This window comes from Actinoplanes aureus, from assembly GCF_015704865.1.
Lineage (GTDB): Bacteria > Actinomycetota > Actinomycetes > Mycobacteriales > Micromonosporaceae > Actinoplanes > Actinoplanes aureus.
On sequence record NZ_JADQTO010000019.1, the window covers coordinates 149,713 to 171,078 of the forward strand.

21 protein-coding genes are annotated in these 21,366 nt (G+C 71.8%); 11 read left to right on the forward strand and 10 right to left on the reverse strand.

The window, feature by feature from the left end; genetic code table 11:
• Nucleotides 1–6: 6 nt before the first annotated feature.
• From I4J89_RS33060 to I4J89_RS33070, 3 genes are read right to left on the reverse strand one after another with little or no spacing between them, the layout of a single operon-like run.
• Complete coding sequence (locus I4J89_RS33060) at nucleotides 7–2,427, reverse strand: EAL domain-containing protein (protein ID WP_196418064.1); 2,421 nt, start codon at nucleotides 2,425–2,427, stop codon at nucleotides 7–9.
• Between the two features lie 45 nt (nucleotides 2,428–2,472).
• On the reverse strand, nucleotides 2,473–3,369 hold the full coding sequence (locus I4J89_RS33065; protein ID WP_196418065.1) for a sulfite exporter TauE/SafE family protein: 897 nt from the start codon (nucleotides 3,367–3,369) through the stop codon (nucleotides 2,473–2,475).
• A 14-nt stretch (nucleotides 3,370–3,383) separates the two neighbouring features.
• Nucleotides 3,384–5,708, reverse strand: a complete 2,325-nt coding sequence (locus I4J89_RS33070; RefSeq protein ID WP_196418066.1) for a putative bifunctional diguanylate cyclase/phosphodiesterase — start codon at nucleotides 5,706–5,708, stop codon at nucleotides 3,384–3,386.
• Between the two features lie 80 nt (nucleotides 5,709–5,788).
• On the opposite strand from I4J89_RS33070, the gene I4J89_RS33075 reads away from it, so the two are divergent.
• From I4J89_RS33075 to I4J89_RS33085, 3 genes are read left to right on the forward strand one after another with little or no spacing between them, the layout of a single operon-like run.
• A complete protein-coding gene (locus I4J89_RS33075; protein WP_196418067.1) occupies nucleotides 5,789–6,505 on the forward strand; it encodes a histidine phosphatase family protein in 717 nt (238 codons plus the stop codon).
• Nucleotides 6,489–7,334 carry an NAD(P)H-hydrate dehydratase gene (locus I4J89_RS33080; protein ID WP_196418068.1) on the forward strand — a complete coding sequence of 282 codons (846 nt, stop codon included), beginning with the start codon at nucleotides 6,489–6,491 and terminating at the stop codon, nucleotides 7,332–7,334. Before I4J89_RS33075 ends, I4J89_RS33080 begins: the two co-directional genes overlap by 17 nt.
• Before the next feature lie 54 nt (nucleotides 7,335–7,388).
• Nucleotides 7,389–7,802 carry a CBS domain-containing protein gene (locus tag I4J89_RS33085; protein WP_196418069.1) on the forward strand — a complete coding sequence of 138 codons (414 nt, stop codon included), beginning with the start codon at nucleotides 7,389–7,391 and terminating at the stop codon, nucleotides 7,800–7,802.
• Between the two features lie 61 nt (nucleotides 7,803–7,863).
• On the opposite strand, the gene I4J89_RS33090 is transcribed toward I4J89_RS33085, so the two are convergent.
• On the reverse strand, nucleotides 7,864–8,919 hold the full coding sequence (locus I4J89_RS33090) for a hypothetical protein (RefSeq protein ID WP_196418070.1): 1,056 nt from the start codon (nucleotides 8,917–8,919) through the stop codon (nucleotides 7,864–7,866).
• On the reverse strand, nucleotides 8,906–9,763 hold the full coding sequence (locus I4J89_RS33095) for a helix-turn-helix domain-containing protein (protein ID WP_196418071.1): 858 nt from the start codon (nucleotides 9,761–9,763) through the stop codon (nucleotides 8,906–8,908). The genes I4J89_RS33090 and I4J89_RS33095 overlap by 14 nt, the downstream gene beginning before the upstream one ends.
• A 132-nt stretch (nucleotides 9,764–9,895) precedes the next feature.
• On the opposite strand from I4J89_RS33095, the gene I4J89_RS33100 reads away from it, so the two are divergent.
• The gene (locus I4J89_RS33100) at nucleotides 9,896–10,153 is read left to right on the forward strand and encodes a hypothetical protein (RefSeq protein ID WP_196418072.1); all 258 of its coding nucleotides are present in this window, start codon (nucleotides 9,896–9,898) and stop codon (nucleotides 10,151–10,153) included.
• Between the two features lie 77 nt (nucleotides 10,154–10,230).
• Nucleotides 10,231–11,868 carry an alkaline phosphatase D family protein gene (locus tag I4J89_RS33105; protein ID WP_196418073.1) on the forward strand — a complete coding sequence of 546 codons (1,638 nt, stop codon included), beginning with the start codon at nucleotides 10,231–10,233 and terminating at the stop codon, nucleotides 11,866–11,868.
• On the opposite strand, the gene I4J89_RS33110 is transcribed toward I4J89_RS33105, so the two are convergent.
• Entirely contained in the window at nucleotides 11,861–13,240 is a 1,380-nt protein-coding gene (locus I4J89_RS33110; RefSeq protein WP_196418074.1) for a pyridoxal phosphate-dependent decarboxylase family protein, read from the reverse strand. The two genes, I4J89_RS33105 and I4J89_RS33110, sit on opposite strands and share 8 nt — an antisense overlap.
• Nucleotides 13,241–13,274: 34 nt before the next feature.
• The gene (locus tag I4J89_RS33115) at nucleotides 13,275–13,787 is read right to left on the reverse strand and encodes a hypothetical protein (protein WP_196418075.1); all 513 of its coding nucleotides are present in this window, start codon (nucleotides 13,785–13,787) and stop codon (nucleotides 13,275–13,277) included.
• Between the two features lie 140 nt (nucleotides 13,788–13,927).
• Here I4J89_RS33115 and I4J89_RS33120 point away from each other — a divergent pair, with 140 nt between their 5' ends.
• On the forward strand, nucleotides 13,928–16,171 hold the full coding sequence (locus I4J89_RS33120; protein WP_196418076.1) for a HelD family protein: 2,244 nt from the start codon (nucleotides 13,928–13,930) through the stop codon (nucleotides 16,169–16,171).
• Here the strand turns inward: I4J89_RS33120 and I4J89_RS33125 are convergent.
• A complete protein-coding gene (locus I4J89_RS33125; RefSeq protein ID WP_196418077.1) occupies nucleotides 16,158–16,946 on the reverse strand; it encodes an MBL fold metallo-hydrolase in 789 nt (262 codons plus the stop codon). The genes I4J89_RS33120 and I4J89_RS33125 overlap by 14 nt on opposite strands.
• Nucleotides 16,947–16,999: 53 nt before the next feature.
• On the opposite strand from I4J89_RS33125, the gene I4J89_RS33130 reads away from it, so the two are divergent.
• A complete protein-coding gene (locus I4J89_RS33130) occupies nucleotides 17,000–17,485 on the forward strand; it encodes an ASCH domain-containing protein (protein WP_230859993.1) in 486 nt (161 codons plus the stop codon).
• Nucleotides 17,486–17,613: 128 nt separating this feature from the next.
• Here I4J89_RS33130 and I4J89_RS33135 read toward each other — a convergent pair whose 3' ends face one another.
• On the reverse strand, nucleotides 17,614–18,201 hold the full coding sequence (locus tag I4J89_RS33135) for a DNA-3-methyladenine glycosylase (RefSeq protein WP_230860030.1): 588 nt from the start codon (nucleotides 18,199–18,201) through the stop codon (nucleotides 17,614–17,616).
• 119 nt (nucleotides 18,202–18,320) lie between these two features.
• On the opposite strand from I4J89_RS33135, the gene I4J89_RS33140 reads away from it, so the two are divergent.
• Nucleotides 18,321–19,028 (forward strand): hypothetical protein, encoded by a 708-nt coding sequence (locus I4J89_RS33140; RefSeq protein WP_196418080.1) that lies wholly within the window; start codon nucleotides 18,321–18,323, stop codon nucleotides 19,026–19,028.
• Here the strand turns inward: I4J89_RS33140 and I4J89_RS33145 are convergent.
• Complete coding sequence (locus I4J89_RS33145) at nucleotides 19,025–19,261, reverse strand: hypothetical protein (RefSeq protein ID WP_196418081.1); 237 nt, start codon at nucleotides 19,259–19,261, stop codon at nucleotides 19,025–19,027. The genes I4J89_RS33140 and I4J89_RS33145 overlap by 4 nt on opposite strands.
• 167 nt (nucleotides 19,262–19,428) lie before the next feature.
• Between I4J89_RS33145 and I4J89_RS33150 the strand changes: the two genes are divergently transcribed.
• From I4J89_RS33150 to I4J89_RS33160, 3 genes are all read left to right on the forward strand, one after another.
• Complete coding sequence (locus I4J89_RS33150; protein WP_196418082.1) at nucleotides 19,429–20,358, forward strand: helix-turn-helix domain-containing protein; 930 nt, start codon at nucleotides 19,429–19,431, stop codon at nucleotides 20,356–20,358.
• Nucleotides 20,315–20,521: a DUF397 domain-containing protein gene (locus tag I4J89_RS33155; RefSeq protein ID WP_196418083.1), complete on the forward strand. Its 207-nt coding sequence runs from the start codon at nucleotides 20,315–20,317 to the stop codon at nucleotides 20,519–20,521. The genes I4J89_RS33150 and I4J89_RS33155 overlap by 44 nt, the downstream gene beginning before the upstream one ends.
• Before the next feature lie 133 nt (nucleotides 20,522–20,654).
• Nucleotides 20,655–21,365, forward strand: coding sequence for a CAP domain-containing protein (locus I4J89_RS33160; protein WP_196418084.1), 711 nt, complete (start codon nucleotides 20,655–20,657; stop codon nucleotides 21,363–21,365).
• Nucleotide 21,366: the final 1 nt, after the last annotated feature.

Sequence of the window (21,366 nt, forward strand, 5' to 3'; positions counted from 1 at the left end):
ACCCGATCAGCCCGGGTGGGCGGTGGCCGTCTCCTTCTGTCGCCGTTCGTAGAGTGCGCCGACCGCCTCGGGGCGACCCAGGTGGTATCCCTGGGCGAACTTGCAGCCCATGACCGTGAGCAGGGCGAGCTGGTCGGCGTCCTCGATGCCCTCGGCCACCACCCGCAGGCCGAGCGTGTGCCCGAGCTGGATGACGGCACTGACCAGCTCCTGCTGCCGGCCGTTGCCGACCAGGCCGGTGATGAACGAGCGGTCGATCTTCAGCACGTCGACCGGGATGTCACGCAGATAGCCCAGCGACGAGTACCCGGTGCCGAAGTCGTCGATGGCGATCCGTACGCCGAGGTCGCGCAGCTCCTGAAGGCGGGCGGCGGTCACGGCCAGGTCGCGCATCAGCACCGTCTCGGTCAGCTCCAGCACCAGGCAGTGCGGGGACAGGCCGGTGGCGGCCAGGGCGTACGCGACCTGGCCGGTGAGGTCGGCGAGCTCCAGGTGTGCGGCGGAGAGGTTGACGCTGACCCAGTCCGGCGCGGTCTGCGGGCTGTGCTGCTGCCACTGGCGTACGGTGTGGCACGCCTCCCGCAGGATCCACCGGTCGATCTCCACGATCATGCCGGTCTCCTCGGCGAGCGGGATGAACGTGCCCGGCTGTTGCAGGCCGCGCTCGGGATCCTGCCAGCGCACCAGCGCCTCCACCCCGTGCATCCGGCCGTCCGGCACACCGACCACCGGCTGCAGGTGCAGCCGCAGTTCGCCCCGGTGCACCGCGTCGCGCAGCCGGGCCTCCTGGTCCAGCCGGTTCAGCAGCTGCTCGTGCATCCGGTTCTCGAAGATCATGAAGCGGTTCTTGCCCTGGTCCTTGGCCGCGTACATGGCGACGTCCGCGTTGCGGACCACCTCGTCGGCGTCGGTGTACCGGGCCGAGTCGGGCACCACGCCGATGCTGACCGTGACCAGCGCCTCGCGGGCGTGCACCACGAACGGCCGGGCGAGGGCCTCCAGGCAGGCGGTGGCGAGCGCCTCGACGACCGGCGGGGAGGCGCCCTCCAGCAGGACGGCGAACTCGTCGCCACCGAGCCGGGCGACGGTGTCGTGCGGGCGCAGCACCGCGGTCAGCCGTTCGGCGGCGGTACGCAGTAGCAGGTCCCCGGCGTTGTGCCCGAGGCTGTCGTTGACCCGCTTGAAGCCGTCCAGGTCGAGGTAGAGCAGGGCGATCTGCTCGCCGGACGCCCGGGACCGGGTGAGTGCGTGCTCGAGCCGGTCCAGCAGCAGCTTGCGGTTGGGCAGCCCGGTGAGCCCGTCGTGCAGTGCCTGGTGGCGCAGGTCGTACTCGAGGGCGCGCTGGCGGCTCACGTCGCGCAGCACGATGACACCGCCCATCGGCCGGTCGTTCTTCTCGATGACGCTGACCGTGTACTCGATCCGGATCGACGTGCCGTCCGGGCGTTGCAGCAGCCCCTCGGTGGTGCCCGGGGCGAGGCTCTGACCGGCTTCCGGGAGCACCATGACCGCCTCGCGCTGGAGCAGGCCGTCGATGCCGAGGCCGGTGATCCGGCCGGCCGCCTCGTTGGCGAACGCGATCCGGCCCATGGCGTCGATGCCGCAGATGCCCTCGCCGGCGTTGGCCAGGATGCTGTCGGTGTACTCCTTGGCGAGGATGTCCTGGGCCGAGCGTTCCAGCTTCTCGGCCATCGAGTTGAAGGCCACGGCCAGCTTGCCGATCTCGTCGCGGCCGGTCGGCGGCACCCGGTGCGAGTAGTCGCCGGAGCGGATGATCCGGACCGCGGTGGTGAGCGAGATGATCCGCCGGGTGACCGAACCGGACAGCACGAAGCCGAGCGCCAGCACGAGCAGCATGGCGACGGTGGCGCTGGAGAGGATGATGGTCTGCGCCTGCCGGGCCCCGGCCATCATCTGGTCGTAGAGCGGCGTGTACTCGAGGATGACCGCGCCGATCGTCAGGCCACCGCGGTTGTCCATCGGCACGACGACCTGCTTGATGCCGTCCGGGTAGTCCGGGCTGGTCTCGACGAAGACGCGGGCCGCGCCGTCGGCGATGGTCCGGCCGACCTCGTCACCGGCGTCGTGATGGAACTCCGTGCCGACGTTCTCGTGGATCACGTCGCCGAGGACGTACTGGCCGGTGTTGACCACGACGACGTCGCGCTGCTGCGTGGCGTGCAGTCGCTGGAGGTAGTTGTCGAGGGCCATCTGGCTGTAGTACAGCGGGGTGACGACCTCGTCCCGGGTGGCCACCGGCAGGCCGTGCGCGATGTCCTTGGCGATGCCCCGGGCCAGCTGCGCGGCCTCCTGGGCCGCCGCCTTCTCCGCGGAGGCGTTGTCGGCCCGCCAGGCGATCAGCGCGGTGGCGGCGACCATCAGCGCCACCAGCAGGTATCCGCCCAGCAGTTTCTGCCGTACGTTCATCCGACCCTTCCCGTCCTCGACCGCCATCACATCGGCCGGGCCGGGTCAGGCTTGAGCGGCTACCTTCTTCCGTTCCGCCGGCGGGCCGGACGGCGGCCGGCGAAGGCGGCCGGTCAGGCCGATGCCGATGGCGATCAGAACCGCGACGCCGGTGACCACACCGACCACCAGGGTGGGCAGGTCGAACAGCTTGAGGGCGCTGGCCAGCAGCACGATCACCAGGGCGGCGCGGACCAGGCCGCCGGGGGCACGCGAGGAGATCCGGGAGCCGATCAGCACACCCGGGATGGAGCCGAGGATCACCGCGCCGGCGATGTCGAGCTGGAGGTCGCCGAAGAAGGCGTGGCCCAGCGCGGCCGCGGTGACCAGCGGGACGGCCTGGATCAGGTCGGTGCCGACCAGGTCGTTGGCGCGCAGCTTCGGGTAGAGGGCGAGCAGTGCCACGATGATCAGCGAGCCGGAGCCGACCGAGGTGAGGCCGACCACGATGCCACCCATGACCCCGATCAGGATCGTCGGCAGCGGCTTGACGGTGATCTCGGCGGCCGGCCCGTCCCCGTTGCGCCGGCTGGTCCAGGCCTTGAGCAGCATGCCGCCGGCGGCCAGCAGCAGCGCCGCGCCCAGAGCGATCTTGACCCCGTGCTGAACGCTCTCGTCGCTGCCGAAGAACCGCAGCAGCAGGACGCCGAGGAAGGCGCTGGGCACGCTGCCGGCGCACAGCCAGAGGACCAGTCGCCAGTTCACCGTGCCGCGCCGGGCGTGCACGTAGCCGCCGAACGGCTTCATGATCGCGCTGGCGGCCAGGTCGCTGGAGATGGCGGCGACCGGGTGCACGCCGAAGAGCAGGACCAGGATGGGGGTCATCAGCGCGCCGCCGCCCATGCCGGTGAGCCCGACGATGATGCCGACTCCCAGACCGGCGAGCGCCATGATCGGATCCATGCGCGGAATTCTTACTAAGTCAGTTGACTTTGTCGAGTATCCCGAAGGGTGAGTAGCAGCTCTACGTCCGAAGCGGGCATCGGGCGGGCGAAGTGGTAGCCCTGTGCGAACCGGTACCCCGCCTGGTAGAGCCATTCGGCCTGCTCAGCGGTCTCCACCCCCTCGGCGACGGCCTGCATCCGCAACCCGCGGGTGATCCCGATCAGGCCGTTGACGATCACCGCCTGGGGGCTGTCGGAGGTCACCCCGTCGACGAATGACTTGTCCACCTTCAGCCAGGTCACCGGGCAGTCCACCAGAAGGCTGAGCGACGACTGGCCGGTGCCGAAGTCGTCCAGGGCGATGCTCAGGCCCAGCTCGTGCAGCCGGCGCACCACGTCCAGGGCGACCCCGGTACCGAGCACCGCGGTCTCGGTGACCTCCACGACCAGCCGGGCCGGGTCCAGCCCGGCGGCGGAGAGCAGCGCCTCCATCTCGGCGGGAAAGCCCGGCTCGTTCAGCTGCCGGGCGGAGACGTTGACGCTGACCTTGGTGGGGGCGTCGGCGCCGTACTCGCGCTGCCAGCGGGCGGTCTGGTGGATCACCTGCTCGAGCACCCAGCGGCCGACCTCCATGATCTGGCCGTCGCGTTCGGCCAGCGGGATGAAGACCGCCGGTGACACCAGGCCGTGCTCGGGGTGCCGCCAGCGGACCAGCGCCTCCACCCCGGCGAGCCGGCCGTGCGGGAGCTCGACGATCGGCTGGTAGACCAGGAACAGCTCGTCGCGGATGATCGCCTGGCGCAGGTCGTTGCTGAGCCGGGCGTCGCTGTCGGCCAGCTGGTCCATGATCGGGTCGAACCAGGTCCACCGGCCGCCGCCGTTCCGCTTGGCGGCGTACATCGCGACGTCGGCGCGGCGCAGCAGCTCGCCGGCGGTGTCGTCCGGACCGCTGGCGGTGACGCCGACGCTGATCCGGGGCACCATCTCGTGCCCGCCGACCAGGACCGGGCACTGCACCTCGGCCAGCAGGTCGCGCAGCAGCACCTCGGTGTCGGCGGCGCTCAGGCCGGGCAGCAGAAGGGTGAACTCGTCGCCGCCGAGGCGGGCCACGGTGTCCTCCGGGCGCAGCCGCTCCCGCAGGCGGCGGCTGATCGTCTGGAGCAGTGTGTCGCCGGTGTGGTGCCCGTACCGGTCGTTGATCACCTTGAAGTCGTCCAGGTCCAGCAGGGCGACCACGAACGGTTCGCCGGCGGCCAGCCGGGTGGAGATCTCGTCGGCGTACGCCGACCGGTTGCCGATGCCGGTGAGCGCGTCGTGCGACACCTGGTGATCGAGTTGCTTCTGGTACGCGCGGAGCTGCGCCAGGTTGGCGTCGACGGTGTCCAGCAGCCCGGCGTTGTCCCGCAGCGTGGTGAGCTGGCGCAGCACGACCAGCACGGTGAGCGCGGTCACCGAGATCGCCATCGTCGCCTCGTCGCCGCCGCGGGGCAGCTCGACCTCGAGCAACACGGCGTAGAGCAGCGCGATCGCCAGGTACGGTGCCACGCTGAACCGCCGCCGCCCGGCCTGCTCCGGCGCCGGCGTGGCGCTGTTGAGGCGCTGCCGCCGGGCGGCGAACATCGTGGTCAGCTGGGACATCGGCAACGCCAGCAGGCTGGACGACAGGTGCGGCTTGTCGACGATGAACGGCGTGACGAGCGCGGTCGAGCCGGACAGGACGACGCCGGCCGAGAGCAGGTGCAGTGCGCTGCGGTCGAGCCGGCCGGCTCCGGCGAACGCCACCTTGATGAAGGTGATCAGCGAGATCGCGGCCACCGCCAGGATCACCGCGAACGAGCGGGGATTGGCGTTCGGCGCGTCCGAGAAGTCGATCCGGCTGACCCAGAAGTGCCAGGCCAGCACCCCGCCGGTGAGCAGGATGATGCCGGTGTCCAGGGCGAAGCGCAGCCAGTCGCCGCGGGTGCGCTGCCAGGTCGGCAGGCGCAGCAGCGCCCACATCACGACGACCAGGGAACCCCCGAAGAACAGCTGCGTGCGGACGCTGAGCTGCTGGGACAGGACCGGGCCGCCGAACGTGTCGTACATGGCGCTGAACGTGCTGGGAGCCAGGATCGCGCAGGCGACGCCGAGGCGGGCCCAGAAGCTCCGGGTGGCGTGGTCGAGCTCGGTGCTGCGGGCGGTCCGCATGCACTCGTAGACGGTGATCATCGACAGCACCGGCAGCGGCAGCCAGCCGATCACCGGGTACGGCCACACGTGGAACAGCCCGATGGCGAACCAGCCGAGCAGGAACACGAGGAGGCCGAGAGCCACTACGACCGGCGCGTCGAGCCGGCCCCGGGAACTCAGGAGGGGCATAGTCCGCTCATCGGCCGCCGGACGGTTCCGATGAGAAAACACGCGGTACGGTCACCCGCTACCGGGGTAAGGGCCGATGCATGGAGCAACTGGAGTGGCTCGCCGTCGTCCGGCACGGTTTGAGCACCGGCAACGTCACCGCCCAGGAAGCCGAGACCGGTGGCGCCGAGCTGATCGACATCCCGGAACGCGACGCCGACGTGCCGCTCGCCGACCTGGGCCGGGAGCAGGCCGAGGCGGTGGGCCGGTTCCTGGTGAAGCAGAAACCCCGTCTCGCGGTCGTCTCGCCGTACCTCCGGACCCGGCAGACGGCGGAGATCGCGCTGGGCGAGAGCGGGGTCGAGACGATCGTCGACGAGCGGCTGCGCGACCGTGAACTGGGCGTCCTCGACCTGCACACGGCCCGCGGCGTGCAGGCGCGGCTGCCGGAGGAGGCCGGGCGGCGCGCCCGGCTGGGCAAGTTCTACTACCGGCCGCCGGGCGGTGAGTCCTGGGCCGACGTGCTGCTGCGGCTGCGGGCGCTGCTCCGCGAGATCCGCGAGGATCATCCGGGCGAACGGGTCGTGCTGTTCGCGCACGAGGCGACCGTGCTGATGGTGCGCTACCTCGCCGAGGGCCTGGACGAGCAGCGGCTGATGGCGCTCGCCCACGACACGACCATCGCGAACTGCTCGGTCAGCAGCTGGCGGCGCTCCGGCGACCGGCTCGAGGCGGAGCTGTTCAACTCGGTGGAGCACCTGCACCGCGAAGAGACCCCGCCGACCCGGCAGGAGGACGTCGATGACCAGCCGGTCTGAGGAGCGGGTGGTCACACCGGCTCTGCTGCGGGAGTGGGCGCTGCCCGACCCGGACGGCGACAAGGAGTCGCGGGGCACGGTGCTCGTGGTCGGGGGAGCGCGCTGGACGCCGGGCGCGGTTCTGCTGGCCGGTGTCGCCGCGCTGCGGGCCGGTGCCGGCCGGCTCCAGCTGGCCGTCGCCGCCGAGTCGGCGGTGGCGCTGAGCATCGCGGTGCCGGAGGCGAAGGTGGTCGGTCTGCCGCCGGACGGCGACGCCCCGGACGAGGTGGCGAGCCTGGCCGAGCAGGCGGACGTCATCGCCCTCGGGCCCGGCCTGGACGACATCGAGCACACCACCCGGCTGATGCGGGCGGTGCTCGGCGCGGCCGGTGACGGCACCTCGGTGGTGCTGGACGCGTACGCCCTGGGCGCGCTCAGCAAGGACGCCGGCTTGCTCCGGCAGTCCCGTGCCGTGCTCACCCCGAACCTGATCGAGGCCGGGCACCTGCTCGGCCGCGATCCCGGCGACGATCTCGCCGCGGCGGCCCGGGAGCTGGCCGACCGGCACAAGGCGGTGGTCTCGCTCTACGGCCACATCGCCGAGCCGGGCGGCAGCGCCTGGCGGGAGGAGAGCGGCGACGCCGGGCTGGGCACGTCCGGCAGCGGCGACGTGCGGGCCGGCATCGTCGCCGGCCTGCTGGCTCGCGGCGCCGAACCGGCGCAGGCCGCCTGCTGGGCCGCCTATGTGCACGCGATGAGCGGCCGCCGCCTCGCACCCCGGTACGGCCGGATCGGCTTCCTGGCCCGCGAACTCGTCGACGAGGTGGCCGCGACGATTGCAACGGTCTGAAGCGGGTACGTCCTGTAACGACACTGTGACAACTATCGAAAGGAGTCACTCGTCATGACGACCGCCCGCGAGATCATGAGCCGGGACGTCACCTGCGTCGGCGAGAAGGAGTCCCTCGCGGAGGCCGCCCGGAAGATGTCCGAGCTCAACGTGGGTTCGCTGCCCATCTGTGGTGAGGACAACCGGCTGCACGGCATGCTCACCGACCGGGACATCGTGGTGAAGGCGCTCGCCAAGGGCCGCAACCCGGCCGACGTGACCGCCTCCGAACTGGCCAGCGGCAAGCCGATCACGATCGGTGCCGACGACGACGCCGCCGAGATTCTGCGCACCATGAGTCAGTACAAGGTGCGCCGGCTGCCCGTCATCGACGGCCACCAGCTGGTCGGCATCGTCGCGGTCGCCGATGTGGCCCGCGCGCTGCCGGATCGTCCGGTCGGCGACCTGATCGACGCGATCAGCGAGTAATCCCCCCTCGGTACCGACACCGCGGCGGCCCGGGACCTCACGTCCCGGGCCGTCGCCGTGCTCAGCCGTCGAAGCGCTCCCAATCCAGGCCCAGCTTGCGGAATCGGCGCAGCAGGGAGCGGTGCCGGGCGCCCACGTACACCTCGTACCAGTCACCGTCGTCGGCCGCGCCGACCAGGATGACGATGCCCGGCCCGACGTAGAACCGGGACCGTGCGCACGGCCAGCGCGCCGGCCGCAGCGGCACCCGCCGCAGCGGCGCGATCATCCGTTTCATCTGCGCGCGGTCGGTGAAGGCCATGCCACCGGGCGAGGTGTCCATCGCGGCCGTGCTCAGGGCGGCGAGCAGCAGGTACGCGCGAAGCCGCTCCCGTTCCCGCAGCGGCTGATCACCGAGCCCCCGGTAGTAGACCGGCGGATCGCCCGGCGTGGTGTCGGTGAGCAGGGTGAACACACCGTCGCCCTCCTGCCCGAAGGCCAGTGCCCCGGCGGCGTCCACCGGCTCCGGGTAGATGTGCAGGCCGGTGCCGTAGACCTGGGACCGGCCGGCGGCGGCGCGGTGGAAGGCCCGCAACGGCTCGGGTTGCCCGTCCGGCGGTTCCGGCAGGTCGCGGGGCGGGACGTCGGCGTACCAGCCGCCGATGAACTCGTTCAGCGCGGCGGACGGATCGCCGGGCAGCAGGTCGAGCCAGCCGACGCCGGGCTGCTGCGGGGGCGGGCCGGTGGGTCGTACCCGATCCAGCAGGTCGTAGGGGAGTGGCGCGTCCAGGACCAGGTCGAGGTCCTGGAGCGCGCCCCGGCGGCGGCCGAGGCGGGCCACCCGGGCCGAGCCGAGGGCCATGCAGCCCTCCGGCAGGCGGGCGAAGGCCAGCACCGCGGGCGGTTTGGCGGCGGTCAGCAGCGTGGCGACGTGGGCCGGGAACGGCCCGGCTACGGCAAGATCCTCAGCGGTACGCACGGCGCCGTCCGCTACCACCACGACGGTGTCCCGGCCGGCCGCCAGCACCGCCGCGGGACCGAGATGGAGTTCCGTGTCCTCGCCGGCCAGCGTCAGGGCGTCGGCCTCGGCGACGACGGACCAGAGCCGGATCTCCACCGGCCGCTCAGGCAAGGGCACGGGCCGCGTCCTCGATGAGTGTCCGGGAGCTGCCAGGTGAGAGAGCGTGCTCCTCGATGGTGGCGAAGATGTGCGCGAAACGGGCGACGTCCGTCTCCGCGTCGAGCAGGGAGATGCCCATGATGCTCTCGGTGTAGACCAGCGGACGATCATGGGGATCCGGGAAGTCCAGCATGACGAACGTGCCCCCCAGGCCGAGATGTGGTCCGGCGCTGAACGGGACGATCCGAAGCGTGACGTTCCGCTGACCGGCGGCCGAGACGAGCCGGTTCAGCTGCGCGCGCATCACCCTCGGGCCCCCCACGATTCGCCGGATCACCGCCTCGTCCAGGATGGCGCAGAATGCCACCGGGGAGGGCCGGGTCAGGATGCTCTGCCGGTGGATCCGGACCGCGGTGCTGCGCTCCACGTCGTGCGGGAACACCTTGGCGCCCTCACTGAGCAGCGCACGTGCGTAGTCCTCGGTCTGCAGGAGCGCGGGCACGGCGGTGGGCGCGATCGCCCGTAGCCTCTCGGCCTCGTGCTCGAAGCCGACGAAGGCGCTGTAGACGTCCGGCAGTTCCGGTGTGAACTGCTTCATCCAGGCCTGCTGGTCCGCGTCCTTGAGCCACTCGAGGAGGGTGGCGCGGCGGTCGGGATCCGTCACCCCGTACAGGTCGAGCAGGGTGGTGACGGTACGGCGCTGAGGTTTGTTCATGGCCCGCTCGATGCGGTAGATCGACGAGGCGTCCAGCCCGGTCCGTACGGCGACGTCCTCCTGTTTGAGGGCCGCCGCCACGCGCAGCCGCCTCAGCTCGGTGGCCAGCCGGCGCAGCCGGATGCTCGGTGGTCTGCGACTCGCCATGGCGAACCTCCCCGTCAGATCTCGGTCAGTCTGCCCCGGACGCCCTGGTCAGCACCAGGCATCTGCATGATGTGAATTTGCAAGCCTTGCATTCCAGGTGTCAGGCTGCCCACGCTGAGACGGTGAAAGGGGGTGGTGATGCTTCAGCCGCGTACCGAGCACCGCTACGTCCGCCCCTCCTGGAACTGCCTGCGCTGCGGCGACCCCTGGCCGTGCGCCCGGGCCCGGGCCGACCTCGTCGAGCAGTTCGATCCGGCGGACATCCCGCTCACCGCCTACCTGAGCGCCGCGCTGTTCGAGGCGCTCAACGACCACGTCGTGCGCTCGCTTCCGGTCCCCTCCGACCTGCACGACCGGATCCTCGGCTGGGTCCGTGACCATCAGCCGTGACAACTCCGGTGAAACGTCCGCCGAATATCCGTTCGACGGCTGCCCGGGCGGGCCGGTGCCCTGATACATAGAAACGCATGACTCTCCTACCCAGAGCTGTGGTCGACCGCCGTACCGTGCTGCGGCTGGCCGGACTGACCGCCGGAGCCGGCGCCGTCGTGACGGCCGCCCTTCCCGAGGCCGCCACCGCGGCCGAGGGAGCCTTCCGGCACGGCGTCGCCTCGGGCGATCCCCTTCCCGGCGGCGTCCTGCTGTGGACCCGCGTCACCCCTACCGCCGATTCGGTGCCGGGCTCCGGTGCCGGCCCGGCGGTGAGCGTCGAGTGGCAGGTCGCCACCGACGCCGGGTTCGCCACCGTGGTCTCCTCCGGCACCTTCGCCACCGGGCCGGAACGCGATCACACCGTCAAGGTCGACGTCTCCGGCCTGGAACCGGCGACGACCTACTGGTACCGCTTCGGCTACGACGGGACCTGGTCGCCGGCCGGCCGCACGATGACCGCACCGGCCGCCTCGGACGCGGTCGGCCGGCTCCGGGCCGGCGTCGTCAGCTGCGCCAACTGGGAGGCCGGGCACTTCGCCGCCTACCGGCACCTGGCCGAGCGCGGCGACCTCAACCTGGTCGTGCACCTGGGCGACTACCTGTACGAGTACGGCACCGGCGACTTCACCGCGGGCGGATCGGTGGTCCGCCGGACCGAGCCCGCGCACGAGACGGTGACGCTGGCCGACTACCGGATCCGGCACGCCCAGTACAAGACCGACCCGGACCTGCGTGCCCTGCACGCCTCGGTGCCGTGGGTCATCACCTGGGACGACCACGAGGTCGCCAACGACATGTGGAGTGGCGGCGCGGAGAACCACACACCGGGCAGCGAGGGCGACTTCCGCGCCCGGGTGGCGGCCGCCCGTCAGGCGTACGCGGAATGGATGCCGGTCCGCCTCGCCGGAGACGGCCACATCTACCGGCGTCTGCGGTACGGCGACCTGTTCGAGTTGTCCATGCTGGACCTGCGCACGTACCGCTCGGAGCAGCAGGGCGGCACGGCGGCCGACGACGAGGACCGCACCATCGCCGGTGCGGAGCAGCTGGCCTGGCTCACCGACGGGCTGGTCTCCTCGACCGCGCTCTGGAAGCTGGTCGGCAACCCGGTGATGATCTCCCGGCTCGACGTGGGCACGCTGCCCGCCTGGCTGGTGCCCCCGCTGGCCGAGCTGATCGGGGTGCCACAGAACGGCGTGGTGCTGAACGTCGACCAGTGGGACGGCTACAACGCCGACCGGGAGCGCCTGGTCGACACCCTGCGCGCGCACGGCACGAAAGACGTCGTCTTCCTGACCGGCGACATCCACACGTCGTGGGCCAACGAGCTGACCACGAAGGACACCGGCCCGACCAGGCCCGCCGCCGCGGAGTTCGTCGTGCCGTCGGTGACCAGCGACAACCTCAACGACTTCCTGAAGACCCGCGCCGGCGGCCCGCTGAGCGTGCTGGCCGGGTCACTGATCCGGGCGACGAACCCGCACATCCGATGGGTGGAGACCGACGGGCACGGCTTCGGGGTGCTGGAGGTGACCCGGTCCCGCTGCCGGATGGACTGGTATCACCTGGCCGACCGCACCAGGCGGGACTCCGCCGCCCGCTGGGTGCAGGGCTGGTCGGTGGGCCGCGGCTCGGCGAAACTCCGCCGGGAGACGGGCGCGCCGCTCAGCTGACCGCGGCGCGGCGGAACGCGGCGAGCGTACGCTCCACGTCCTCGCCGCTGGTGCGCCAGTTGCTCACCGAGAGCCGGATGGCGCGCCGCCCGCCCACCGTGGTGCCGCTCAGCCACGCCTCGCCGCTGTCGATCACGTCGCGCAGCACCCGCGTCGTGGTGTCGTCGTCGGCGAAGCGGAACAGCACCTGGTTGACCACCACGTCGCCGACGACCTCGCAGCCGGGCACCCCGGCCAGCCCGGCCGCGAAGGTCCGCGCGTGCTCGCAACAGCGGTCCACCAGGTCGGCCACGCCTTGCCGGCCGAGCGAGCGCAACGCCGCGTACACACCGAAGCCGCGGGCCCGGCGGGAGAAGCCGGGTGTCCAGTCGATGGCGTCCCGCGGTGAGCCGTCGCCGCCCTGCGTCAGGTAGTCCGCGGTGGTGCTGAGCGCGGCCCGGTGTGGCTCCGGGTGGGCGCAGAAGGCGATGCCGCTGTCGTACGGGACGTTGAGCCACTTGTGCGCGTCGAACGCCCACGAGTCGGCCCGCTCCGCACCGGCGGCCAGGTGCCGCAGCGCCGGGCTGGCCAGTACCCACAACCCGAACGCGCCGTCGACGTGCAGCCACGCCCCGGCCGGCGCGCACGCGTCGGCGATCGCGGCGAGATCGTCGAAGGCGCCGGTGTTCACCTCGCCGGCCTGCGCGCAGACGATGGTGGGGACCGGGGGACCGGCGAGCACCGAGCGCACCGCGGCGGCGTCCATCCGGCCGGCGTCGTCGGCCGGCACCACGGTCAGGCCGGCCGTGCCGAAGCCGAGCAATCGCAACGCCCGGTCGATGGTGGTGTGCCGCCGGGCGCTGACCACGACGCGGATCGGCGGCGCGCCGTTCAGGCCGGCCTCCTCGACGTTCCAGCCGGCGCGGCGCAGCACGTCGTGCCGGGCCGCGGCCAGACAGGTGAGGTGGGCGGTCTGGCAGCCGGGCACGAACGCGTACGACGATCCGGCCGGCAGGCCCAGCAGATCGCGCAGCCACTCACCGGCCACCTCCTCGGCGACCGCGGCGGCGGGACCGCAGGCGTAGAGGCCGGCGTTCTGGTCCCAGACGGTGGTGAGCCAGTCGGCGGCGACCGCGGCCGGCAGCCCGGCGCCGATGACGAAGCCGAAGTAGCGGCCGGACGGGATCGCCACCAGACCGGGCTCGGCGGCCGCGGCGAGATCCTCCACCACGCGCAGCGGCGGCACCGGTCCGGCCGGCAGCGGGCCGCCGAGCCGCTCCCGCAACTCGTCCAGGCTCACGGTCTCGCCGACCGGCCGATCGTCCAGGGTGTGCAGCCAGTCCGTGGCGATCCGCGCGGTCCGGGCCAGGACGTCGTCGAACTCTTTCTCCACCCTCTCACCGTAGGCCCGTGCGGTTGAAAAGGGTCTAGTCCTCGTGGTCGGTGGCGCGGGCGGCGCAGAGGAACGATCCGCCCACCGCGAACGCACCCAGTACCGCGAGCGAGATCTGCTGTTCGTGATCGAGCTGCCGTTCGTAGGTCACCCGGTCCACTTCGATCACCCGGTCGTTGTCCTGGAGGACGTAACGGCCGTCGCGGACCGCCGGGCTGCCGTCGAGGGCGGTGAAGGCTAGGACGATCGCCAGCCAGAAGCCGAAGAAGGCGCCGGCGGCCACGACCCCGGCCCACACCGGCACGTGCGGCGGTACCCACGAGGCGAGGCTCCACAGGCGGCGGGGTGCGCGGGTGCGGTAGCCGCGGCGGTTGGCGAGGACGCCGGCGGCGAAACCGGGGACGGTGAGCAGGGCGGCGACGCCGATCGCGAGCGCCGAGTGGACCAGGCGTGTGCCGGCGGCGAGGGCCACGACGAGCGTGGCCGACCAGAGCACGGCGGCTCCACAGATGAGGCTGAGCCCCAGCAGTCCGCGGTTCGAGATCATCACTGGGAACGCTAGTGTTCCGCCCGCTCCCGCGCTGCCGTTTCACGTCAAGAGAAGGGGTGCTATCGTGGGCGGTTGACTCCGCCTGAATCGATAAAGCGCCGAAAAACCCACTATCAAGATAGCCCCTGGGAGCAGCCTTGTCAAGTCTGTCAAGCGTCCAGTCGGAAAATCTCGCAGAGGAGCAGCACCACCTCACCGATCTGTACCGTCACCTCGACGACCTGCGCTTCCGGACCGAGCAGCGCCTCGCCGAGGCCCGACGGGAGGGCGGCGGCACCCCGCAGGCCCGGTCCCACCGGGACGCGGTCACCGCCGGGTACGCCGAGCGCCTCGCCCAGCTCAGCGCGGTCGAGCAGGGACTCTGTTTCGGCCGCCTGGACCGGCACGACGACGAGCGGCTGCACATCGGCCGGATCGGGCTCACCGACAGCGAGCGGCAGCTGCTGGTCGACTGGCGGGCCCCGGCCGCCCGTCCGTTCTACGTGGCCACCGCGGTGACCCCGTACGGGGTGTCGCGCCGACGGCACATCCGCACCCGGGAACGCCTCGTGGTCGGGCTGGACGACGAGATCCTCGACCCGGCGGCGGCCGGTGAGTCCGCCCCGGTGACCGGAGAGGCCGCGCTGCTGGCCGCGCTGACCGCGAACCGGACCGGACGGATGCGGGACATCGTCGAGACGATCCAGGCCGAACAGGACCGGGTGATCCGATCCGGTCTCGGCGGCGTCCTCGTCGTGCAGGGCGGGCCGGGCACCGGCAAGACCGCGGTCGCGCTGCATCGGGCCGCCTACCTGCTCTACACGTACCGGGAGCAGCTCAGCGCCCGCGGCGTACTGATCGTCGGGCCGAACGCCACCTTCCTGCGGTACATCTCGCACGTGCTGCCGTCGCTGGCGGAGACCGGCGTGCTGCTGGCCACGCTGGGTGATCTCTTCCCGGGCGTGACGGCACGGCGTCCGGAGCCGCCGGCCGCTGCCGAGCTCAAAGGTCGCGCGACGATGGTGGAGCTCCTGGCCGAGGCGGTACGCGGGCGGCAGCGCGTCCCGGACGAGCCGGTCGAGATCGTGGTGGACCGGCACGTCCTGACCCTCGACCCGGCGGCGGTCGAGGCGGCCCGGCAGCGCGCCCGCGGCTCCGGCCGGCTGCACAACCTGGCCCGCCCGGTCTTCGCCGAGGCCGTCCTGGACACGCTGGCCGCCCAGATCGCCGAGCGGATCGGGTACGACCCGTTCTGGGCCGACCCGCTCGGCGAGGACGACGCCCTGACCTCGTCGAACGTGCTGGAGGAGGGAGACCTGGCGGACATCCGCGCCGACCTGGCCGCCGAGCCCGCGGTCCGCGCGGTGCTCGACGAACTCTGGCCGGTGCTCACGCCCGAGGACCTGCTCACCGGCCTGTACGCCGACCCGGCCGCGGTGCCGGGCCTCAGCCCCGCCGAGCGGGAGCTGCTGCGGCGCGAACCGGGCGGCGGGTGGAGTCCGGCCGACGTGCCGCTGCTGGACGAGGCGGCCGAGCTGCTCGGCGAGGACGACGCGGCGGCCCGGGACCGGGCGGTGCGGCGGTGGCGGCAGCGGCTGGCGTACGCGCAGGGCGTCCTGGACATCACCGCCGGCTCCAAGTCCTACGAGCTGGAGGACGACTTCGAGGCGGCGATCCCGAACGTGGCCGACGTGATGGAGGCCGACATGCTGGCCGAACGGTACGCGGACCGGGAGCGGCGCTCGGCGGCCGAGCGGGCGGCCGAAGACCGGAAGTGGGCGTACGGGCACGTGATCGTCGACGAGGCTCAGGAGTTGTCGCCGATGGCCTGGCGGTTGCTGATGCGCCGCTGCCCGAGCCGGTCGATGACGGTGGTCGGTGACCTGGCGCAGGCCGGGGCACTCGGCACGCCGGCGGACTGGGCGGAGGTGCTGAGCCCGTACGTCGCGGACCGCTGGCGCCTGGCCGAGCTGACCGTCAGCTACCGCACCCCGGCGGAGATCCTGGCGTACACCCGCCGTGTGCTGGCCGCGGCCGGCGTGCCCATCGAACCGCCGCAACCGGTACGCCACTCCGGCGTCGAACCGTGGGAGGAGAGCGGCGGCCCGAGCCACCTCGCCGGCCTGGTCGCTCGCGAGATCGCGGAGCTGGACGGCGGGCGGCTCGCGGTGATCGCCCCGGCGGCCGCGCGGTCCGCGCTCGCAGCCGCCCTGCCGGTCTCCACCGATCCGGAGGAGAACGCCGTGCTGCTGACCGTCACCGAGGCGAAGGGCCTGGAGTTCGACGTGGTCGTGGTGGTCGACCCGGCCGGGATCCGGGCCGAGTCCCCGCGCGGCGCCAACGACCTGTACGTGGCGCTGACCCGGCCGACCCGCCGCCTGGGAGTCTTCAAGCCAGCTTGAGGGTCTCGCCGCGGCCCAGGGCCTGCACGCCGGTCAGCGACCGGACCTGGCATTCGGTGAGGAAGTCGCCGAGTGGAGACTTCATCACCGAGTAGTCGTCGTAGTGGATCGGCAGGGTCAGCCGGGGCCGGATCAGTCCGGTCAGCTCGGCGCCCTGCCGACCGTCCATGGTCAGCGTGAGGCCCAGCAGCTTGGTGCCGCCCAGGTGGATCAGCATCACGTCCGGTTCGCCGCAGCGTTCCCGGATCTCGCCGAGGAACGGCCGGTAGAGGGTGTCACCGGTGATGTACAGGCGCAGCCGCCGCTCCCCGGCCACCTCCCACTCCACCAGCGACCCCATGACGTCGGGCAGCAGCCGGTCGACCAGGCCGGGCCCGTGCCGGCCGGGCAGAGCGGTGATCCGCAGCAGTTCCCCGTCGCGGCGCCACTCCTCGGCGTCCCAGGTGGGCAGGCCGCGTACGTCGGAGAAGCTGCGCCGCCGCAACCGCCGCTGCGCCTGGGCGGTGGTGACGATCGGCAGGTCGCGGGGGAGTACCCGCCGCGCGGCGCGGTCGAAGTGGTCGCCGTGCAGATGCGACAGCAGCACCGCGTCCGGGGACGGCAGTTCCGCGTACGTCATCGCCGGGTCCAGCAGCCTGCGCGTCCACGCGCCGTAACCCAGGTGCACGCGGCTACCGGCCGCGCCGAAGGCCGGATCGGTGAGCAGGGTGAACCCACCCAGCCGCAGCAGGGTCGTGGCGTTTCCGACGAAGGTCACGCTGGCGTTCGACGTCATGCGGCGCGGCTACCCGCCGGGCGGCCGGCGAAACCCGTGACACGATGGCGGTCATGTCGATCGACACCGCTGCCGCCGAGCAGTTCTGGAAGCAGTACGAGACTGTCCACCCCGACGCGGTGCGCGCCGCCCCCGACTACACCGTCGAGCGGTTCGGCGACTCGCCCCGGCTCGCCGACGAACTGCTCGCCCTGGTCATGGCGGGCACCAAGCGAGCCACCTCGTCGCTGCTCCGCGAGTTCATCGCGGAGGGCACCCCGCTGCCGCGGATCGGCGGCCACTGGATCGTCTGCGACGGGGCCGGCGCACCCCGCGTCGTGCTGCGCACCACCGAACTGCGGCTGGGCACGTTCGACAGCGTCGAGGAGTCGTTCGCCCACGCCGAGGGCGAGGACGACCGCACCCGCGAAAGCTGGATGCGCGAACACCGCCGTTACTGGCAGCGCCGCTGCGCCGCCCTCGGCGCGGAGTGGACCGAGAACGACGAGATCCTCTTCGAACGCTTCACCGTCGTCTTCCCGCCAGACCTGGCCGACTGACCAAAGATCAAACCCATCCGGGGTACGCGTAACCGCCCGTCCCGCCGAACCAGCCCCGTCCCCGCTCTCCCGGCGCGAGCCACCCACCGCCCGAGGCCCCAGCGCGGCCGCCGGGAAACAGCAGCGAGTCAGCCACTCCTACGGGGTGTGTGGCGGCGATAGACGCTGACCGTGGGGTCGCCGCTGATCCAGAACCGCCACGGCACGTCGTGGGCCGACGTGACGCCGACGCGCGGGCCGGCGGCGATCGTGCCCGCCGGTTCAGCCGGTGGGCTGAGCGTCGCCGGCCCCGTCCCGTCGATCACCGACGTGTCGTTGGCGCCCTTGTCCAGCGCCAGTACCTGCATCAGCTTCGCCGGCCCGGCGGCCAGGTCGGTGTCGCGCCGCGCGGCCGGCCGGCGCTGCCGGGCGATCTCCAGGCCGTCCACCACCGCGCCGGCCCGCAGCAGCACGGCGGCCGCCTTGCCGGACTCACCGCAGACGATGTTGGCGCAGAAGTGCATGCCGTAGATCTGGTACACGTAGAGGCGCCCGGCCGGGCCGAACATCACCGCGTTGCGGTTGGTCGGCCCGCGGTGCGCGTGGCTCGCCGGGTCCTCGCCCAGCCCGCTGTACGCCTCCACCTCGGTCAGCCGCACGGTCACCCCGTTCGCGGTGAGCCGCCAGCCGAGCAGCAGGCGGGCCGCCTCGTCCACCGCCTCGGAAGGTAGTTCCAACCAGCTCGTCGTCACCGGACAAGCCAATCATGTGAGCTCGCCCGACGTTCGCCGGCGGGTGCGGAGAACCGTCCGGCGTCGATATAGTTCCCCGGCTGGGCGGAGCTGGGAGCGTGCGGATGCGGCAGGTGGCGGAACCGGTGGGGCGTACCTCGAAAAGGCGCACGCTGGTGTGGTCGTCAGTGCTCGCGTTGCTGCTGGTGGGTCTGGTCGGGGCCGCGAGTTATTTCTTCGTCCAGCTGACCGACATTCCGCCGTCGGCGGCGAAGCCGCCGGCGGGCCCGCCGCCGTCCTTTCCGGTGGAGGGCGGTGCGTCCGGGCCGCGGGCCGCCACCGATCCGGTACGCACGACGGACGACCTGGAGCTGGTCTGCGAGAACTGGTACTACCCGGGTGCGCCGAAGTTCCGCGGCGCGGCGCCGCATCCGGTGCTGATCAGCGTCCGTGACCAGCTGGAGGTCACCTACCGGTCGGTCCGCACCCTGAACCAGACGGCGTACGCGGGCTCGGCCGCCAAACGCAAGGCGTGGGCGCCCAAGCCCGCGCAGACCCAGTTGGTGGCCTGTCTCGATCTGGTCGGCGGCGGGCCGAAACTGCGGGACTGCAAGGTGGAGGACCCGGATCCGCTGGTACTTCCGATGAAGCAGGGCCGGTACCGGCTGACCGTCTACGAGGTGGCCACCCGCGAGAAGGTGGCCGAGTCGAACCTGATCGGCAAGGACGAGTCCTGCCCGTGGGTGGCGATGACCGGTCCGGACCGGACCCTGCACAGCACGGTCGACGACGACCAGCTCTACCGCGTCCTGCGCAAGCGGGTGGAGGGCTAGGCCCAGCCGAGGAAGCGCTCGTAGAGGTCGGCCGGTGGCCCGCCGGCGCCGGCCGCCCAGTCGTCGATCGCCTCGACCATGCACGAACCGAGGTAGACCGAGAGGCCGTGCGGGAAGTCCCGGTACTGCTCGGCGAGCTCCACTTTCGCGGTCGCGCACGGCCATGGCCGGCCGCAGACCCGGCAGTCCCACGACGGTCGGTGGCCGACGTGTTCGGTCCGCGGCACCAGCATTCAACCCTCACTTTGAGCGATTCGGCGGCTACACATTGGAGCGTCGCCTGGCTTACGCTCCACCTCAAGCGGGATCGGTGAGAATCCCGGAACTGGATTCTCGCCGTCTCGCCCGGGGCGATCGGATCGTCTCGTTCGATACACCGCGGACCTTGGGGAGCGAATTGATGACCGAGACCGGGTCGACCGTGCCGCGCCGGCAGGTCGGCCGGCTGCTGCGCCAGTTGCGCGAGCAGGCCGGCATCTCGCTGATGGCCGCGGCGAGCGAGCTGGAGTTCTCCCGCGCCCGGATGTATCGCATCGAGAACGGCGAGGTTCCGGTGCGCAAGCACGACGTCATCGCGATGTGCTCGGTCTACGCCGCGCCCGGCCACATGACCGAGGTGCTGATCGGCCTGGCCCAGGAGTCGAAGGCGAAGGGCTGGTGGCATGCGTACGGTGATGTCGTCCCCGCCTGGTTCGAGCTCTACGTCGGCATGGAGCAGGCCGCGAGCCGGCTGCGCTCGTTCGCCCCGAGCGTGATCCCCGGCCTGCTGCAGAGCCGGGAGTACGCGGAGTGCGTCTTCCGCCGGTGGCACGGCGACGACGAGGCCGCGGTGGAGAACGCCGTGGCCGTACGCCTGGAGCGCCAGTCGTTGCTCAGCCGGCGCCGCCCGGAGGCCCCGCGGCTTGACGTGATCATCGACGAGGGGGTGCTGCATCGCGCCATTCCCGACCGGCTCGGCATGCAGAAGCAGCTGGCGTACCTGGTCAACGCCTCGACCCGGCCCAACATCAGCGTCCGGGTGATCCCGTTCGCCGCCGGGCCGCACAAGGCCGCCAGTTCCGGCCAGTTCACGGTTCTCGAGTTCCCCGCCGTCGGTACCGCCTCTCCGGAGCCCACGACCATCTACTGCGAGAACCTCACCGGTGCTCTGTACCTGGATAAGCTCAAGGAGGTGGAGACGTACCAGTCGATCTGGGCCGAACTCGAGACGACCGCGCTCAGCCAGTCCGACTCCGACGATCTGATCGCCGCGATCATCGAACAGAGCGACGGCCGAGAGGAGACCGATGGCAGACCTGACCGGTGCCATCTGGCACAAGAGCACTCGTAGCGGCGGCAACGGGGGCGACTGTGTCGAGGTGGCCGCCAACCTTCCCGGCATCGTCGCGGTCCGTGACACCAAGGACCCGGATGGCGCCACCCTGGTGTTCACCCACGCCGAGTGGAAGGCGTTCCTGGCGGGCGTTCGTGACGGCGAGTTCGACCTGGCGTGAGGCCGCCGCCCGCGGCCTTATGACTCGGTGTGCCGGTCCTTAAGGAATCCTTTCCCCGGCGGATCTCGGCGCGGCGCTCGCGCATAGTGAGGTGGCGCCGTTCCCCTGTCCGAGTCACCGAGGTGAATTCCCCGTGCCCTTCTCCGCGGCCCGTGTCCGTTACACCCTGGTGGCGGGCTCGGCGGCAGTGGTGATGGGTGCCGCCTTCATGGTGGCCGGCCTGGCGCAAGGGTCCACCGAATCCCCTGCCCCCACATCGGTGGATGCCCCGCTCGCCGCCGCCGCATCCCCCGGCGGCGCGGGCGAGGCAGAGCCGACACCGTCCCCTTCCCGTTCCCCCTCGGCCAAGGCCAAGAAGCCGGCTCCGGCCAGCCCGAGCAGCAGCCGGAAGAAGAAGTCCACGACCAGAGCGCAGGCGACGTCCGGAACCGTGGTCGAGCAGGTCCTCGCGCACATCAACGAGGCGCGGGTGGCCGAGGGCCGCCGGGCGCTGATCCTGGACACCAAGCTTTCCAAGGCCGCCGCCTTGCACAACCGGGTGATGATCGGCGGCTGCGGGCTGTCGCACCAGTGCTCCGGCGAGTCCGGCCTCGGCGACCGGTTCAGCGCGCAGGGCGTGAAATGGAGCTCGGCCGGCGAGAACATCGGTTACGGCTCGAGCGGCGGCAGCGACGCCGCGATGGTGAAGGCGGCCAACGGCCTGACCGACGCCATGCTCGCCGAAGTGCCACCGGACGACGGCCACCGCAAGAACCTGCTGAACTCCAGCTTCAAGCGGATCGGCCTCAGCGTCGTCCGGGACGGCAAGGGCGTCACCTGGATGACCCAGGACTTCGTCGGCTAGC

Coding starts and splice junctions, on each gene's coding strand:
- I4J89_RS33075 (WP_196418067.1), top strand. CDS start 5,789: ATGGAGCAACTGGAGTGGCTCGCCGTCGTCCGGCACGGTTTGAGCACC.
- I4J89_RS33115 (WP_196418075.1), bottom strand. CDS start 13,787: ATGATCTCGAACCGCGGACTGCTGGGGCTCAGCCTCATCTGTGGAGCC.
- I4J89_RS33070 (WP_196418066.1), bottom strand. CDS start 5,708: ATGCCCCTCCTGAGTTCCCGGGGCCGGCTCGACGCGCCGGTCGTAGTG.
- I4J89_RS33065 (WP_196418065.1), bottom strand. CDS start 3,369: ATGGATCCGATCATGGCGCTCGCCGGTCTGGGAGTCGGCATCATCGTC.
- I4J89_RS33125 (WP_196418077.1), bottom strand. CDS start 16,946: ATGACGTCGAACGCCAGCGTGACCTTCGTCGGAAACGCCACGACCCTG.
- I4J89_RS33145 (WP_196418081.1), bottom strand. CDS start 19,261: ATGCTGGTGCCGCGGACCGAACACGTCGGCCACCGACCGTCGTGGGAC.
- I4J89_RS33060 (WP_196418064.1), bottom strand. CDS start 2,427: ATGAACGTACGGCAGAAACTGCTGGGCGGATACCTGCTGGTGGCGCTG.
- I4J89_RS33105 (WP_196418073.1), top strand. CDS start 10,231: ATGACTCTCCTACCCAGAGCTGTGGTCGACCGCCGTACCGTGCTGCGG.
- I4J89_RS33155 (WP_196418083.1), top strand. CDS start 20,315: ATGGCAGACCTGACCGGTGCCATCTGGCACAAGAGCACTCGTAGCGGC.
- I4J89_RS33140 (WP_196418080.1), top strand. CDS start 18,321: ATGCGGCAGGTGGCGGAACCGGTGGGGCGTACCTCGAAAAGGCGCACG.
- I4J89_RS33085 (WP_196418069.1), top strand. CDS start 7,389: ATGACGACCGCCCGCGAGATCATGAGCCGGGACGTCACCTGCGTCGGC.
- I4J89_RS33130 (WP_230859993.1), top strand. CDS start 17,000: ATGTCGATCGACACCGCTGCCGCCGAGCAGTTCTGGAAGCAGTACGAG.
- I4J89_RS33080 (WP_196418068.1), top strand. CDS start 6,489: ATGACCAGCCGGTCTGAGGAGCGGGTGGTCACACCGGCTCTGCTGCGG.
- I4J89_RS33095 (WP_196418071.1), bottom strand. CDS start 9,763: ATGGCGAGTCGCAGACCACCGAGCATCCGGCTGCGCCGGCTGGCCACC.
- I4J89_RS33150 (WP_196418082.1), top strand. CDS start 19,429: ATGACCGAGACCGGGTCGACCGTGCCGCGCCGGCAGGTCGGCCGGCTG.